Consider the following 14,429-nt stretch of genomic DNA (forward strand, 5'->3'; position numbering starts at 1 on the left):
TCGGGGTGCACGGCCTCGATGCGCCCACGCAGGTCCGCGCCCGCACGCAGCGGGCGTCGGCCCCTGGGTGTCAGCCCGTGGGCGTCGACGCCGGCGCGGCCGTCCGGCGGGCGAGGGCGTCCGAGGTCCGGACCGTCATGTAGAGCGAGGCCACGAGGCTGAGTACGAGGACGGCGCCCAAGGCGAAGACGCTGGCGCTCGACACGGCGGCCTCGCTGCCCGCCTCGGTGCGGGCCGAGCCGCCGAGGAAGGGGACGACGCCGAGGACGGCGATGCCCAGGGCGACCTCGCCCCAGACCACCTTCGGGAAGTGCCGCAGCGTCAGCTGCGTCAGCGAGGACCGGTCGTCTTCGCGGCGGGCCCTGACGATGCGGGGCATGAGCCAGAACTGGTTGACGCCGCCGGCCGTGACCATGCCGAGGACCAGGAAGATCTTGACGAGGAGGAAGAGCCCGTAGGTGGTCGTCCACAGCTGGCTGACGGCCCCGACGTGCTTCCAGCTCATCCACAGGCCGGAGGTGAACACCGCGCCGACGCAGATCAGGGCGACGAGGGAGAAGCGCCGCCAGGTGTCGGCCCACAGTGCGCCCGCGTTCTCGCCCGGCCGGCCGCGGGGGGTGGAGAGCGCCGCGAGGAGCGCGAGGCCGCCGATCCACACCACACCGCTGATGATGTGTGCCTGACCGAAGACGAGGTCCAGGACCTTGTCCGCGTCCTTCGGCTTGGTGGCCGGGACCGCCGCGACGAGGGTGATCGCGAGAGCCAGGGGCAGCGCGGTGAGGACCAGGGCGTCCGTGTGCCGACGCGCCTTGGGGACGAACAGCGCCATCAGGACGGCCGCGGCGAGGAGCAGCACGACGTTCTGGACGAGGTAGAGCGTGCCCTGGGCGATCCACGCCCCCTTGCCGGCGGGCGCCGTGAGGAAGTCGGCGATCGCGCCCGGCGCGAGGGCGTCACCGAACGGCATGCCCTTGCCCGCGCGGGCCACCCGGGCGGCGAGTTGGAAGTAGCCCGCGACGAGCAGGACGACTCCGGCCCAGGCCAGGTAGCCGGCGGTTCTGCGTCTGGTCGCCTCGGCGTCCTCGGGCGGCGCGTCGGTCCCCCTGAGCGCGGGGCGCACCGACGCGGTGTACGTCACCGTCGCGCCGATGGTGCCGCAGAGCCCGACGAAGTAGCCGCTCTTGGTGAGGACGCGCCACAGGGGAGGTGTGGTGTAGCCGGTCGAGGCGGCCAGATGTATGAGATTCATAAAGGGCAGGCTAACCTAAGTTGGAGCGACTTCCGGCAGGCGAATTCAAGCCGTTATGTGAGGGTTCGTACCCAGTTGTTCGGGGTGGTGGGCCGAGTCGCGGCCGGATCCGCGTGTCCGGTTCGGGCCGGAAATCCCCTGTTCGGAACGGATGTTCGGGCCGTACTAATTGCTCCTGGCCCGACCGGCCGTCCATCACCCGAAGGAGTCACGACCCATGACCCGTCTCCGTACCACCGGCATGGCCCTGGCCGGCGCCGCAGCGATGTTCGCCCTGACCGCCGCCCCCGCCCAGGCGGCCCCCGGGGACGTCACGACCTCCTGCGCGAGCGTGGTCACGCCCACCGGCTACGTCGACGTGAGCTGGGGGTACAGCGCGAGCTGCGGCACGCAGAGCTTCAACCCGAACATCAAGCAGATCAAGCAGCTCACCGGCCTCCCCGTCGGCACGGTGGTCCAGGCCTGCGGCTCCACCTACCAGCCCGCCGGCTGGATCCAGACCGCCTCGTACTACAGCGGCAGCTGCGTCTACGCCGCGAACGGCGGCTTCAACAACAACGCGTGGACGCTGAAGCGCGTCTCCTGACCACCGACGCGCCGGCGCCCGCCCCCTCCGTCAAGGAAGGGGCGGGCGCTGGTGCGCGGGGCGGCACGGAGGGCATCCGCTCCGCGCCGCCCCGGTCAGTCGCGGACGTCCGGGACCGGCTCCGCGCTGCTGCGCTGGAGCGCGGCCTTGGAACCGGCGGCCGGGCCGAGGGCCCAGTCGGAGAGGGCCATGGAGTCGGCGTAGCGTTCCTCGTCGTTCAGCAGGACACCGATGATCGTCTTGCCGTTGCGGTTCACCGAGAAGACGAGGCACTTGCCCGCCGCCGTGCCGGTGCCGGTCTTGACGCCGATCGCGCCCGGGTAGCCGTACCCGGTGGGGCGCGGTTGCACCAGGAGGTTGGTGTTGCTCCAGGTGGCGAGGGCGGAGGTGCCACCGCTGCTGTACGACGTGGTCTTCACCAGGGTCTGGAACAGGGTGTTGGTCATCGCGTACCGGGCGAGCTTCGCGAGGTCGCGCGGCGTGGTGCGGTTGTTCCCGGTCGGTGAGATGCCGTCGAAGGTGTCGTAGAGGGTGTTCGTCATGCCCAGCGCCTTCGCCTTGGCGTTCATCTTCGCGATGAAGTCCGCCTTGCGGGCCGCGATGGTGGATCCCGAGCCGAAGGTGTCCGCGAGCGCGTACGCCGCGTCGCAGCCCGAGGGCAGCATCATCGCGTACAGCAGCTGACGGACCGTCGGGGTCGCGCCCGCCTTGAGCTGGGCCGAACTCGCCCCCTCCCGGTAGACGTAATCGAGGTACTCCTGTTTGACGGTGACCCTCCGGTCGAGGTTCAGGCCGGGCAGGGTGGTCACCACCGCCGCCGTCATGATCTTCGTGGTGCTCGCCATCTGGCGCCTGGTGTCGGGGGCCTTGGAGGTGAGCGTGGCCCCGGTGGACGCGTCGAGGAGGAAGGCGCCGGCGGCGGTGAGGGGCGGCGCGGCGGCGGCGTGGGCCGGCACGGACACCGTGAGCAGGGCTCCGGCGGCGACGGTGACGGCGAGTGCCCCGCGTGCGCGGCGGAGCAGATGTGTGATCAAGTCGGCCCCCGTGGTGGGAGAAGAGGTGGAGGGACGGAGCGCCGCTGCGCCCGCGCCCACCGGGAGGGTACGCAGTCGGACGCGCCCTTGGGCATACCGCTGCACCCGCGGATCCGGATCGGGCCCCGGCGGAGGTCCGTTCGCCGAAAGGGCGACCGCTGTCCGCATGAATTTTCGGGATGTCCGGACCGGGGTGCCGGGGGCCCCCGCGCGCGGCCGGTACCTCTGGTGCGTCGTGCCGGTGGCTGCCCGGCAGCCGGTCCTGGAACCGAGGATGAGGGAACCGCACATGAAGAACCGACTCCTGCTCGCCGGATCCGCCGTGGTGGCGGGCGTCGGCCTGTGCGCCGCGACGGCCCCCGCCGCGGCGGCGCGGGCCCCGCTGGGCATCAGCGTCGCGTGCGGTGACACTGCGGGACTGGTCACCGCGGTCAACCGGGCGAACGCCCGGCCCGAAGGTGCCACGATCACCCTGGCGGAGAACTGCGCCTACCGCTTCGAGGACGGCTACGGGAACTCGGGCACCGCCCTGCCGGCCTTCACGGGCAGGATCTCCCTCATCGGCGAGCACACGACGCTGATCCGCTCCGTACGCGGGGGAGTGCCCCGCTTCCGGATCCTCGCGGTGAACGAGCGCGGCCGGCTCACCCTGAAGGGCGTCACCGTGGCCGGCGGCCACACCGACGGCGACGGCGGCGGCATCGCCAACGAGGGAACGCTGTGGGTGGAGAACAGCAAGGTCGTCGGCAACCGGGCCGGCGGGGACGGCGGCGGCATCTCGAACGAGGGCGGCCAGGTCACGCTCGTCCACAGCGAGGTGCTCACCAACGTGGCCAGCTCCAACGCCACTTCCGCATCGTCCGGATCCGGCAACGGCGGCGGCCTCGACAACGACGGGGCCGGCCTGCTCACGCTCAGGAAGAGCATCGTCGCGGGCAACACAGCGGACGGGGACGGCGGCGGCATCCGGAACCGGGGCACGCTGGTCGTCGAATCCAGCCACGTCAAGCAGAACGAGGCCCGAGACTCCGGCGGCGCCCTCGGCAACCTGGGCTCCGCCCGGATCGAGGACAGCAGGTTCCCGGAGAACCGTGCGGGCCTCGACGGCGGAGCCGTGGACAACGGCGGGATCGCGACGCTGGAAGTCCGCGGGACGGCCTTCGTCGACAACAAGGCGGGCAGGGACGGCGGCGCCATCGGCAACGAAGGCGCCGCGATGCTGAAGGAGAGCGTGGTCGAGGGGAACCAGGCCGGCCGGGACGGCGGAGGCATCCACAACGCGTGGGAAGAGGGCTCCGCGCCCACCCGCCTGACGCTCGACCACACGAACGTCGCGGAGAACCGCGCGGCCCGCACCGGCGGCGGCACGCACAACTCGGCCGGGGCCGAGGTTCTCCTCACGGAGAGCGACATCACCGGGAACGCGCCGGCGAACTGCTCCGGCACGGTACCCGGCTGCTCCTGACGTCACGCCGGCCGGGGCAACCGGCGTGCTCCGGGCCGCAGTTCCGCCGGACCGTCGTTCCGTGCCGGGGCCGCCGCGCCCCGGCGCGGAACGGCGGGTTAACGTATCCCTTCATTCGAGGGGGACAGTGATGTCGCACAACACGGGGTGGGAACACCACCACCCGGGACAGCCCGCACCGCAGTGGCCAGGCGGCTGGATGCCGCCTCCGCCTCCGCCGCAACCGGGCGTCATACCCCTGAGGCCGCTCGGGGCGGGCGATGTGCTCGGCGGGGCCTTCGCCGCCTTCCGCCGCTGCTGGAAGCCCCTGACCGGGGTCATCCTCGGCGTACAGGGCATCGGGATCCTGCTGGTGGCCGCCGCGATCGGGTTCGCCGTCCTCGGCGCGGGCACCCGGTTCGACGCCGTCTTCGACATCGGACCCGACGACCGGCCCGCCGGCGCCGACGTGATGGCCCTGCTGGTGTACTTCGTACCGGCCGTGGTGCTCATGCTGGTCACCATGACGCTGGGCATGGCGCTGATCGCCGCCCTGTGCCCCGCGCTGATCCAGGAGGCGGTCCTCGGCCGCCCCACGCCCTTCCGCGCGATGTGGCGGCGGTCCTGGTCCCGGCTGCCGTCCGTACTGGGCGTCGTCCTGCTCATCGGGCTGATCGCGGGCGGGCCGATCATCGTCCTCTACGCGATCTGCTTCCCCCTGATCATCATGGGCGCGGACGGCTCCGGCCCACCGCCCGCCGTGTTCCTGCTGTTCCTCGGCGCGCTGCTCTGGGCGCCCGTGTCGGTCTGGCTGACGATCCGGTTCAGCCTCGCGCCCGCCGTGGCCGTGTGCGAGGGGCTCGGCCCCGTCGCCGCGCTGCGCCGCTCCACCCGCCTCGTCAGCGGCGGCTGGTGGCGCGTGTTCGGCGTCTCGCTGCTCGCGTACCTCATGGCGACCGTCGTCGGCTACATCATCCAGTTGCCGTTCACCCTGATCGGCATGTTCGCGCTGTTCCCGGCCATGCTGGCGGCGGGCGACGAGGGCTCGGACGCCACCACCCTGATCATCGGCGTCGTCGTGTACGCGCTCTTCGTGATGCTCGGCGTGGCGATCAGCGGGGTGTTCCAGTTCGGCTATCCCCAGTTGGTGCTGTCCCTGCTCTACGTGGATCAGCGGATGCGCAAGGAGAACCTCGCCGAGGGGCTCATCGCCTCGGCCCACGCCGGCGCGGAGCCCGGCCGGGGCTGACACCGGACACCGTCCGTCCGCCCGTCCGTCCGTCCGGAAGCACCGTGGCGGGCGGGCCGGTTCAGTCCTCCCCGTCGAAGCTCCAGGACTCGATGTCCCGGTAGTGGATCGGCCCCGGACCGCGCCCGATGTTGCTGCCGACCAGGTGCAGGCGCGCGGCAGGCCACGGGCGGCCGGTGAAACCGGTCAGCCCGGCGGCGGCTTCCACGGCGCTGGAGTGCGCGCCCCGCCGCGACCGGGCGAGCGTCAGGTGGGGGCGCAGCGGCCGTTCCGGGAAGTCGATCCCGCACTCCCGGACCAGGGTCCGTACGTCGGTGGCGAGCCGGTGCAGTCCTTCGAGCTCCCCGTCGATCCCGGTCCACAGCACCCGCTCGTCGAAGTGCCCGCTGCCGCGCAGGGCCAGCCGCAACGGCCGTCGTGCGGCCGCCAGTGCGGCGAGCGCGGGCCGCAGGGGCGCAACGGCCGCCACCGGGAGCTCTCCCAGGAACGCCAGCGTGATGTGCCAGTCCTCGATCCGGTTCCACCGCATGCGCGGGTGGGCGTGGTAGGCCGGACCCAGTTCCCGCTCCAGCTCCTGCTTCGCGTCGTCGGGCGGGGCGAGGGCGATGAACACGCGGACGGTCGGGGCCGGCCCCCGTCCGTCCACCGGGGACTGCGTCGCGTGCTCGGGCGTTTCGGTCATCTTCTGTTCCGTACGTGCGGTGCGGCCGGGGCTGGGCAGCGCGGTGCCGCCGCGTTCCCACGCGGGGAGCCTACCGGGGACCCCGGACCCCACACGTGCCGGGGCCGCCCGCCGGGGGAGCGGGACGGTGGCCGGGTCCCGCCGGTGCCCCTTCCGTCCCGGGACGCCGACGGCTATTGCTTGACGCGACACGGCGGCGGGGGAGGACGGTGCGCGATGACACGGCCGGCGAACACCAGCGGGAACGGCACGCGGCACGGCGGAGAGGCAGGCCCGGGGCCGGACCGGGAGCCGGACCGGGCGGCGACGCCGGACGGGCCCGCGATGACGTCGTTCGACGAGATCTACGACCGGCCGGACCCGAGGGACTTCTTCCGCGGCCTCGGCCGCTGGCAGTACCGGACCCCGCACCACGCGCAGGACGTCTTCCGCCGCCTGACCGCCGCACGCCGACGGGCCGCCGCCTCCGGGTCCCCCGCCGTCCTGGACCTCTGCTGCTCCTACGGGATCAACGCGGCCCTCCTCAACCACGACCTGACCCTGGACGACCTCTACGCCCACTACACCTCGCCGCGGGCGGCCGCGCTCACCACCGCGGAGCTGATCGAACGGGACCGCGCCTTCTACGCGGCCCGGCGGCGCCCCGACGCCGTGCCGGTGATCGGGCTCGACCCGGCCGCCGGCGCCATCGCCTACGCGTGCTCCGTCGGCCTGCTCGACGAGGGGTTCGCCGTGAACCTGGAAACGGAGCCCGTCGGCGCCCGCCTCCTGGCCGCCGTACGCCCGGTGGGGCTGATCACCGTCACCGGCGGTGCGAGTTTCCTGTCCCCCCGCACCTTCCGGCCGCTCCTCGGCGCCGCGCGGGAGGAGGTGTGGGTCGCCGCGTTCGTCCTGCGCACCGGCTCGTACCGGACCATCGCCGACGGGCTGGCACCCTTCGGGCTGATCACCGAGAAGGTGGCGGAACCCACCTACCCGCAACGCCGGTTCACCAGCGCCACCGAGCAGCGGCACGCCGTCGACGCGGTGACCGCCCTCGGCGAAGACCCCCGCGGCAAGGAGGACGCCGGCTGGTTCCACACCGCCTTCCACCTCTCGCGGCCCGCACCGGACACCACGGCGACCCCGCTCTCCACCTTCCTGCGCGACGTCTGACCCGGCGCCGGGCCCGCCTGCCGCCGACCCGCCGCCGCCCCGGACGGACGATGGCATGATCGGCCCGTGATCAACGAACACCACCGGCCCGCCGGCCGCCGGACCCGCGTCCTGTTCGACGTCGACGGCACGCTCATCGACGCCCTGGACAACCAGCGCCGCGTCTGGCGGACGTGGGCGGAGCGGCACGGACTGGATCCCGACGAGGTCCACCGGGTCGCCCTGCGGACACGGCCCGTGGAGACCTTCGCGCGGGTCGCCCCGGACCGCGATCCGCGGGAGTGCCTGGCGGCCCTGCACGAACTGGAGGACGAGGACGTCCGGTCCGGCGCCTACACGGCGTTCGACGGTGCGGCCGAGCTGCTGTCCCGTCTGCCGTCCGGGTCCTGGGCGTTGGTGACCTCGAACTACGAGCACCGGGTGCGCGGCCGCTTCGCCCGGACCGGCCTGCCCGTCCCGGCCCTGATCGTGGACGCGGCCGCCGTCGAGGAGGGCAAACCCTCGCCGGCCCCCTACCTCGGTGCCGCCGCCCGGCTGGGCGTAGACCCGCGGGACTGCCTGGTCGTCGAGGACGCCCCGTCGGGAGTGCTGTCGGGACTGCGCGCGGGGATGACGGTGTGGGGCGTCAACACCCGGGCCGCGGTGGAGGGCGTGCACCGCCACTACCCGACCCTGCGCGAAGCCGTCCCCGACATCCTCGCGTTCGCCTCCGGAGCGCGCGGGGAGGCGCCGCACACCGCCCCGTAGCCCACCGGCCCGCCGCGGGGCGGCTCAGCCCGTGAAGAGGGCCGTGAGATGGGCGTCGAGGACGTCCTGGGCCGCCTGCGGGGTGAGGTGGCCGATCAGGACGTGGGTGATGAGGCCGTCCGCCAGCGCGAGGAGGGTGCGGGCCTCCCGCCGCGGGTCCACGGGGACGGCGCGGGCGAGGTGCTCGGGCCGCTCGCGGGAGGGCCGTTGACCGTGAAGGAGAGCACGCCGGTCGAAGGCGTACCGACCACCTTCGGGGTCGAGCGCTCCCGCGACCTCGTCGCCCCGGCCGACGCGATCCCCGTGGCGCGGCTGCGTGCGGCCGGCGCCGTCCCCACCGGGCACAGCAACATCCCGACCCTGATCCTGGCCGGGATGCACACGCGCAGCGAACTGTTCGGGGACACGGTCGACCCCTGGGACCCCGCCCGGACTCCCGGCGGCAGCAGCGGGGGCGACGGGATGGCCGTAGCCACCGGCATGGCGGCCCTCGCGACCCCGGCCCCGCGTCCCAGTTCCTGGTCACCGACGGCCCGCCGGCCCGCAGCGTCGCCGACCTGCGGCTGGCCTACGAGGTGCCGGCCGGCCCCGATCCGCGCGACCCGCAGGCGGTCCCCGTGCCCCTCTACGGGGAGCCGCTGCCCGGCCCCGTGAAGGTCGCCGCCGTCGCGGACCCCGGTGGACACGGCGTGCACCCCACGGTCCTGGCCGCCGTGGAGACCGCGGCCGCCGCCCTGCGGGACGCCGGGTACGACGTACGGGAGGTGCCGGACGTCCCCAGGCTGGACGGGGCCCTCGACGCGTACGGGCGGATCACCGTCACCGAGTTCGCCCCGGCCTGGCCGGTGGTGCGCGGGCTGCTCGGCGAGGGCGGGGACGAGCTGGTGAAGCTGATGGGCACCTGGCCGGCCATCCGCCGCTCGTGGGCCGAATTCCTCGACGAACACCCCCTGTTGCTCGGTCCGGTGTTCACCGAGCCGCCGGTCGAACCGGGCCTGGAATCCCGTGACCGGGCCGGCCGGGACCGGGTGGCCACGGCCATGCGCCTGTGTACGGTGACCAGTTTCGTCGGCGTGCCGGCCGTGGGCGTCGCGACCGGGGTGACGGACGGGCTGCCGTGCGGAGTCCAGATCGTGGGGCGCGCGTTCCGCGAGGACCTGTGCCCGGCCGCGGCCCGGGCGGTCGAGGAACGGCTCGGGAGCCCGGCCCCGATCGATCCGCGGTAACGGGCACCGGCGGGGGCCGTGCTCCCACGGGTGCCGGCCCCGGCCGGTCAGTGCGGGAGGTCGACCGACACGTGCGGCGCCAGCGCCCGCAGGAAGTCCGCCGCGTCGAACACGGCTCCCGCCGAGGCCACGCCCGTGGTCCGCGTCCGGCCGCTCAGGAGGCGCTGGACGGCCTCCACCGCCAACGGGGCCGTGACCGCGTAGATGTCCTGCCCGCGGGCCGTTGCCCGCCGCTCGACGCCGTCGGCACGGACCAGGACGTCGACGGCGAAGAGCTGGTCCGAGCGCCCCAGCGCGTCCACCGCCTCGGGAGCGGGCGTGTCCTGTGCGGCCAGGTCCCCGGCCGCCTCGACGCTCATGTACGTGCGCACGTCCGGCACCTCCAGGTGGCTCGGCACGGTGACGACATCGGCCATCGTGAACTCCGCGATCACCGACCGCCGTCCGAGCTGCCCCGGGAAGTCCCAGTCCACCACCCGCGGCTCGTCGTCGTGGTACCGCAGCGCGCCGTCCGCGAAGCGCACCCGACGGCCCGCGCGACGCTCGTGCGACACCGCGCCCGCCGCCCGCGTGCCCTCCGTGGGATGCCAGCTGCTCAACCCGTACGCCACGTGCACCTCGTCCGCCGCCGTCCGCCCTCCCAGGGCCGCGGTCACCAGGAGGTCGCCCAGGCCGCCGTAGAACGCCATCGCCGGCACCACGGCCACCCCGGCCTTCAGGGCGGCCCCGGCGTGGTCGGCGAACGTGGCGGCGTTCGCCTCGATCTCCGCCGCCACGTCCACGTACGGGATCCCCGCGCGCAGCGCCGCCTCCACCACCGGGCCGGCCGTCACCGCGAACGGCCCGGCGCAGTTGATGACCGCCGCCGCACCCGCCAGGGCCCGGTCCAGGGAGTCCGGGTCGTCCACGGTGGCCTGCCGCACCACCACCCCGCCCCACCCGGCGGCCAGCTCCTCCAGGTGCGCCGCGTTGCGCCCCGAGACCACGGTGGCCACGCCGCGCCTGAGGAGTTCGGCCACGACGAAACGTCCCGTGTGCCCGGTCGCCCCGTACACCACCACTGCCGCCGCTGTGTTCATCGTTTCCCCTGCTCTCGCTGTGCCGATGCGGAAAGTCTCGTCGCGGGGGAGGCCGGGGTGTGAGGGTCCGGAACGACACCACCCGTACACTTTCGGACATGCCCACTGTCGCGCTGCTGGCCGCTGGTGACCTGCTCCACTTCGAACTGGGGGTGGCCTACGAGATCTTCGGCAACCCCCCGCGCGAGGCCACGGACGGCTGGTACGACGTACTGCTCTGCGGGCCGGGGCCGGTACGGGTCGGGCCGTTCCGGGTCGAGCCGGACCACGGCCTGGAGCGCCTGGCCGCCGCCGACACCGTGATCGTGCCCGCGTGCGCCGACATCGACGTACCGCCGTCCCCGGAACTGGTCGAGGCCGTACGCGCGGCCCATCAGGCGGGGGCCCGGGTGGCCTCCCTGTGCACGGGGGCGTTCCTGCTCGGCGCCGCGGGCCTGCTGGACGGCCGCCGGGCCACGACCCACTGGGCACACGCCGAGGAGCTGAGCGCACGTCATCCCCGGGCCGTGGTCGACCCGGACGTGCTGTACACGGACAACGGCAGCGTCCTCACGGCGGCGGGGAAGGCCGCCGCCGTCGACCTCTGCCTGCACCTGGTCCACCTCGACCACGGCGCGCTCGTTGCCAACTCCGTCGCCCGGCGCCTCGTCATGCCGCCCCACCGGCCCGGCGGCCAGGCCCAGTTCGTGGCCTCGCCGGTGCCGGCCAAGGGCGACCACGTGCTGGCGGGGCTGCTCGCCTGGGTCCTGGAGCGGCTGGACCGGCCGCTGACCGTGGCCGACATGGCCCGCGAGGCGAACACGAGCCCGCGCCACCTCGGCCGGCAGTTCCGCTCGGTGACGGGGCAGACGCCCCTGCAGTGGCTCCTGACCCAACGGGTACGACGTGCGCAGGAGTTGCTGGAGGCCACCGGCATGAGCGTCGAGTCGGTCGCCCTCGCCACCGGGATGGGCACCGCGACCACGCTCCGCCGCCAGTTCAAACGCACCGTCGGGGTCCCGCCGGACACCTACCGCCGCTCGTTCCGCAGCGCCGACCCCTCGCGCATCCCATAGCCGCCCGTACACCGTGCTTCATCTGAAATAGTGCAGAAGTGATGAGGTGATGAGAACGGCCCAACAGGGGTCGTCCCGTGTCGAGATGGTCCATCCCGGGTACCTCGCCCCGGGCCGGCACCCCGATTTCGTGACAGTGATCGTTGCTCTCTGGTGGGCGCCGGTTCCGACGTGTAGCGTCTGCGGCAGCTGTCGTGGTTCGCAGTACCTGCCCGCGCCCTGGCGTGGGCGTTTTGCTGTGCAGTGCAGGACCAGGGCGATCACCTCCGGGTCCGCGCGGTGCGGATCCGACATCGACTGAGAGGCACGGCCATGGCCAGCGGCATCGTGAAGTGGTTCAACTCCGAAAAGGGCTTCGGTTTCATCGCGCAGGACGGCGGCGGTCCGGACGTCTTCGCGCACTACTCCAACATCAACTCCACCGGCTACCGCGAGCTCCAGGAAGGCCAGGCCGTGACCTTCGACGTCACGCAGGGCCAGAAGGGCCCGCAGGCGGAGAACATCACCGTCGCCTGACCCCGTTCGCAGGCACACCCGGCCGCCCCGGAGCACCCGCTCCGGGGCGGTTCGCGTGCCGGGCCCTACCGGAGCCCGGTGACCGGCAGCTCCCGCAGGGCGTGGAACCTGAAGGTGGCGTGCCAGCGGAGCCGGTCCGCCGGGCAGGCCGGCCGCAGGTCCGGGAACCGGTCCACGATGGCCCCCAGGGCCAGTGTGAGCTGGAGCCGGGCCAGGGGCGCCCCCAGGCAGTAGTGCATGCCCTGTCCGAGGGCGAGGTGGGACTTGTCGGCGCGGTCGATGTCGAAGCGGTCCGGGTCCGGGTAGCGGTCCGGGTCGCGATGGGCGGAGGCCAGGGCGAACAGCACGGTGTCCCCGGCCGGGATCCGCACGCCACCGATCTCCACCGGTTCCGTGGGGAACCGGCGGATCGCCGTCTGGTTGGGGCTCGTGTACCGCAGGAGCTCCTCGACCGCGTCCGCCGTGCGCGCGGGTTCGGCCCGCAGGCGGGCCAGCTGCCCGGGGTGGTCGAGGAGGGTGAGCACGCCCGCGCTGATGACGTGCTGGACGTTCTCGCTGCCCGCCCCCAGGATCAGGAAGGCGAGCGAGACGAGCTCCTCCTCGGTGAGCCGGTCCCCCTCGTCGCGGGCCGTGATCAGGTCCGAGAGGAGGTCGTCGCCGGGGCGGGCGCGCCGCCGGGCGACGAGGTCGACCAGGAAGCGGTGGACCTCGCCGATCGAGCGGACCAGTTCCTCGCGGGAGCCCGGGGCGAGCATCGCGGAGATCCAGCCGGAGAACCGTTCCCGGTCGTCGGACGGGACGTCGAGGAGGGCGCCGATGACCCGCAGCGGCAGCGGCCTGGCGAACTCCGCCACCAGGTCGGCCTCGCCACCGCCGTCGAGCAGCCCGGCGAGGTGCGCGGTCCGCTCGTCCACGGCGGCCCGTACGGTGTCGCGCAGCCGGTCCACGTGCCGGGGGGTGAAACCGTGCGCCACCAGCCGGCGCAGGCGCAGGTGGTCCTCGGGTCCGACGTTCAGCAGGTTGCTGTCGAGCGTCGGCGGCAGGGAGAAACCGCTGAAGCCCGTGGCCGAGTGCCTCTTGTCCACCGAGAGGCGCTGGTCGGACAGCCCCGCGCGGACGTCCGCCTCGCGGACCACCAGCCACACGGCGGAGCCGTCGGGCAGCGCCACCCGGTGCACCGGTCCGGCGGCGCGCAGGGCCGCGTAGACGGCGTGGGGGTCGCGTGCGAAGGGCTCTCCGAACGGCTGCGGCAGGGTGGTGTCTTGCGATATCCGCGTCATGCGCGATCCTTACGTGCCCGGGGCGGCCGGCCACGGGCTCCGGTCGGAGGCCGCGGTCCGGGTGATCATCCCCATCATCGACGACGCATCCTCGTGACCGTCTCCCGCACGGGGCCGGACGGCCGCCCGACTACGCTGACGCCATGGCCGGCGCGGGAGTGAGTCGACGACGGGTGATGGGCGCCGGGTGCGGCGCGCTCGCGGCGGCGCTGGCCGGATGCTCCGGGGCGTCCGCCCCGGCGCGGCGGCTGCAGTTCGCCACCGGACCCGAGGGCGGCCCGTACAACGCGTTCGGGCACGCCCTGGCGCGGGCGGTCGCCCCGTACGGCGACAGCCGGGGCGGCCCGCCGATCCTCCCCGTGACCACCGCGGCGAGCGTGGACAACCTGCGGCGACTGGACGAGGGCACCGTCGATCTGGCCCTCGCGACGGCCGACGTGGCCGAGGACGCCGTCCTCGGCCGCGAGCCCTTCCCCCGGCCGGTCACCGGCCTGACGGCGCTGGCCCGGGTCTACGTGAACCACACGCACCTGCTGGTACCGGCGCACGGCCCGGTGCGCGAGGCCGGAGCACTCGCGGGCCGGCCGGTCGCGACCGGCGCCGCCGGGTCGGGGGTACAGGTGCTGGCGGGCCGGATCCTGCGGGCCGCCGGTCCGGACGCGGCCGCCGCAGCACCGCTCGAACGCCCCCTGGGCCTGGCCGATTCCGTGCGCGCCCTGCGCGGCGGCGAGGTCGACGCCCTGTTCTGGTCCGGCGGCGTACCCACACCCGCACTGACCGCACTGGCACGCGAACTACCGCTGCGCTTCCTGCCGTTGGACGGCCACGTGGGGCCGCTGCGGGAACGCTGGGGTCCCGTCTACACCGCCGTCACCCTTCCGGCCGGGGTGTACGGGCTCACCGAGCCGGTGGGCACCATCGGGGTCGGAAACTACCTCCTGGCCCGCGACGACGTACCGCACGACACCGTCGAGGCGCTGCTGCGCGTGGTGTTCGACCGGTGGCGGGACCTGCTGCGCGAGGTCACGGCCGGGGCGCGGCTGGAGCCCCGCTTCGCGATCTCGACGGGGAGGGTGCCGCTCCACCCGGGCGCCGTCGCCCATTACCGTTCGGTGTACGGCTGACCG

Annotated in this window: 13 protein-coding genes and 2 pseudogenes; 9 read left to right on the forward strand and 6 right to left on the reverse strand. The window is 73.8% G+C overall.

What is annotated here, in order from left to right:
• Nucleotides 1-70: 70 nt before the first annotated feature.
• Nucleotides 71-1,249 (reverse strand): CopD family protein, encoded by a 1,179-nt coding sequence (locus tag ABZW32_RS31095; RefSeq protein ID WP_356222260.1) that lies wholly within the window; start codon nt 1,247-1,249, stop codon nt 71-73.
• A 217-nt stretch (nt 1,250-1,466) separates the two neighbouring features.
• Between ABZW32_RS31095 and ABZW32_RS31100 the strand changes: the two genes are divergently transcribed.
• A complete protein-coding gene (locus ABZW32_RS31100) occupies nt 1,467-1,835 on the forward strand; it encodes a hypothetical protein (protein ID WP_356222263.1) in 369 nt (122 codons plus the stop codon).
• A 95-nt stretch (nt 1,836-1,930) separates the two neighbouring features.
• Here ABZW32_RS31100 and ABZW32_RS31105 read toward each other — a convergent pair whose 3' ends face one another.
• Entirely contained in the window at nt 1,931-2,869 is a 939-nt protein-coding gene (locus ABZW32_RS31105; RefSeq protein ID WP_356222266.1) for a serine hydrolase, read from the reverse strand.
• Nucleotides 2,870-3,158: 289 nt separating this feature from the next.
• Here ABZW32_RS31105 and ABZW32_RS31110 point away from each other — a divergent pair, with 289 nt between their 5' ends.
• On the forward strand, nt 3,159-4,334 hold the full coding sequence (locus ABZW32_RS31110) for a hypothetical protein (RefSeq protein ID WP_356222268.1): 1,176 nt from the start codon (nt 3,159-3,161) through the stop codon (nt 4,332-4,334).
• Nucleotides 4,335-4,596: 262 nt separating this feature from the next.
• Complete coding sequence (locus tag ABZW32_RS31115; protein WP_356222271.1) at nt 4,597-5,562, forward strand: hypothetical protein; 966 nt, start codon at nt 4,597-4,599, stop codon at nt 5,560-5,562.
• A 61-nt stretch (nt 5,563-5,623) separates the two neighbouring features.
• Here the strand turns inward: ABZW32_RS31115 and thpR are convergent, their stop codons facing one another.
• Entirely contained in the window at nt 5,624-6,244 is a 621-nt protein-coding gene (thpR, locus tag ABZW32_RS31120; protein ID WP_356222274.1) for an RNA 2',3'-cyclic phosphodiesterase, read from the reverse strand.
• 324 nt (nt 6,245-6,568) lie between these two features.
• Between thpR and ABZW32_RS31125 the strand changes: the two genes are divergently transcribed.
• A complete protein-coding gene (locus ABZW32_RS31125; RefSeq protein WP_356222277.1) occupies nt 6,569-7,399 on the forward strand; it encodes a hypothetical protein in 831 nt (276 codons plus the stop codon).
• Between the two features lie 66 nt (nt 7,400-7,465).
• Nucleotides 7,466-8,146 (forward strand): HAD-IA family hydrolase, encoded by a 681-nt coding sequence (locus ABZW32_RS31130; RefSeq protein WP_356222280.1) that lies wholly within the window; start codon nt 7,466-7,468, stop codon nt 8,144-8,146.
• Between the two features lie 24 nt (nt 8,147-8,170).
• Here the strand turns inward: ABZW32_RS31130 and ABZW32_RS31135 are convergent.
• A pseudogene (locus ABZW32_RS31135) lies at nt 8,171-8,311 on the reverse strand (TetR family transcriptional regulator C-terminal domain-containing protein); the annotation flags it as partial.
• 6 nt (nt 8,312-8,317) lie between these two features.
• On the opposite strand from ABZW32_RS31135, the pseudogene ABZW32_RS31140 reads away from it, so the two are divergent.
• Nucleotides 8,318-9,372, forward strand: a pseudogene (locus ABZW32_RS31140) (amidase family protein); the annotation flags it as partial.
• Between the two features lie 47 nt (nt 9,373-9,419).
• On the opposite strand, the gene ABZW32_RS31145 reads toward ABZW32_RS31140, so the two are convergent.
• The gene (locus tag ABZW32_RS31145) at nt 9,420-10,451 is read right to left on the reverse strand and encodes a saccharopine dehydrogenase NADP-binding domain-containing protein (RefSeq protein ID WP_356222283.1); all 1,032 of its coding nucleotides are present in this window, start codon (nt 10,449-10,451) and stop codon (nt 9,420-9,422) included.
• Between the two features lie 98 nt (nt 10,452-10,549).
• Between ABZW32_RS31145 and ABZW32_RS31150 the strand changes: the two genes are divergently transcribed.
• Together ABZW32_RS31150 and ABZW32_RS31155 are read left to right on the forward strand one after the other, a co-directional pair.
• On the forward strand, nt 10,550-11,506 hold the full coding sequence (locus ABZW32_RS31150; protein WP_356222285.1) for a helix-turn-helix domain-containing protein: 957 nt from the start codon (nt 10,550-10,552) through the stop codon (nt 11,504-11,506).
• Nucleotides 11,507-11,818: 312 nt separating this feature from the next.
• Nucleotides 11,819-12,022: a cold-shock protein gene (locus tag ABZW32_RS31155; protein ID WP_030230186.1), complete on the forward strand. Its 204-nt coding sequence runs from the start codon at nt 11,819-11,821 to the stop codon at nt 12,020-12,022.
• 65 nt (nt 12,023-12,087) lie between these two features.
• On the opposite strand, the gene ABZW32_RS31160 is transcribed toward ABZW32_RS31155, so the two are convergent.
• The gene (locus ABZW32_RS31160) at nt 12,088-13,302 is read right to left on the reverse strand and encodes a cytochrome P450 (RefSeq protein ID WP_356222288.1); all 1,215 of its coding nucleotides are present in this window, start codon (nt 13,300-13,302) and stop codon (nt 12,088-12,090) included.
• 143 nt (nt 13,303-13,445) lie between these two features.
• On the opposite strand from ABZW32_RS31160, the gene ABZW32_RS31165 reads away from it, so the two are divergent.
• Nucleotides 13,446-14,426 carry a TAXI family TRAP transporter solute-binding subunit gene (locus ABZW32_RS31165; protein ID WP_356222291.1) on the forward strand — a complete coding sequence of 327 codons (981 nt, stop codon included), beginning with the start codon at nt 13,446-13,448 and terminating at the stop codon, nt 14,424-14,426.
• Nucleotides 14,427-14,429: the final 3 nt, after the last annotated feature.

The sequence above is a fragment of the Streptomyces sp. NPDC004667 genome (assembly GCF_040609475.1).
Lineage (GTDB): Bacteria > Actinomycetota > Actinomycetes > Streptomycetales > Streptomycetaceae > Streptomyces.

Bases quoted from the DNA above. Each gene is read 5' to 3' on its own strand.
- ABZW32_RS31095 (WP_356222260.1), bottom strand. From the start codon at position 1,249: ATGAATCTCATACATCTGGCCGCCTCGACCGGCTACACCACACCTCCC.
- ABZW32_RS31145 (WP_356222283.1), bottom strand. From the start codon at position 10,451: ATGAACACAGCGGCGGCAGTGGTGGTGTACGGGGCGACCGGGCACACG.
- ABZW32_RS31165 (WP_356222291.1), top strand. From the start codon at position 13,446: ATGGCCGGCGCGGGAGTGAGTCGACGACGGGTGATGGGCGCCGGGTGC.
- thpR (WP_356222274.1), bottom strand. From the start codon at position 6,244: ATGACCGAAACGCCCGAGCACGCGACGCAGTCCCCGGTGGACGGACGG.
- ABZW32_RS31110 (WP_356222268.1), top strand. From the start codon at position 3,159: ATGAAGAACCGACTCCTGCTCGCCGGATCCGCCGTGGTGGCGGGCGTC.
- ABZW32_RS31100 (WP_356222263.1), top strand. From the start codon at position 1,467: ATGACCCGTCTCCGTACCACCGGCATGGCCCTGGCCGGCGCCGCAGCG.
- ABZW32_RS31160 (WP_356222288.1), bottom strand. From the start codon at position 13,302: ATGACGCGGATATCGCAAGACACCACCCTGCCGCAGCCGTTCGGAGAG.
- ABZW32_RS31125 (WP_356222277.1), top strand. From the start codon at position 6,569: ATGACGTCGTTCGACGAGATCTACGACCGGCCGGACCCGAGGGACTTC.
- ABZW32_RS31155 (WP_030230186.1), top strand. From the start codon at position 11,819: ATGGCCAGCGGCATCGTGAAGTGGTTCAACTCCGAAAAGGGCTTCGGT.
- ABZW32_RS31150 (WP_356222285.1), top strand. From the start codon at position 10,550: ATGCCCACTGTCGCGCTGCTGGCCGCTGGTGACCTGCTCCACTTCGAA.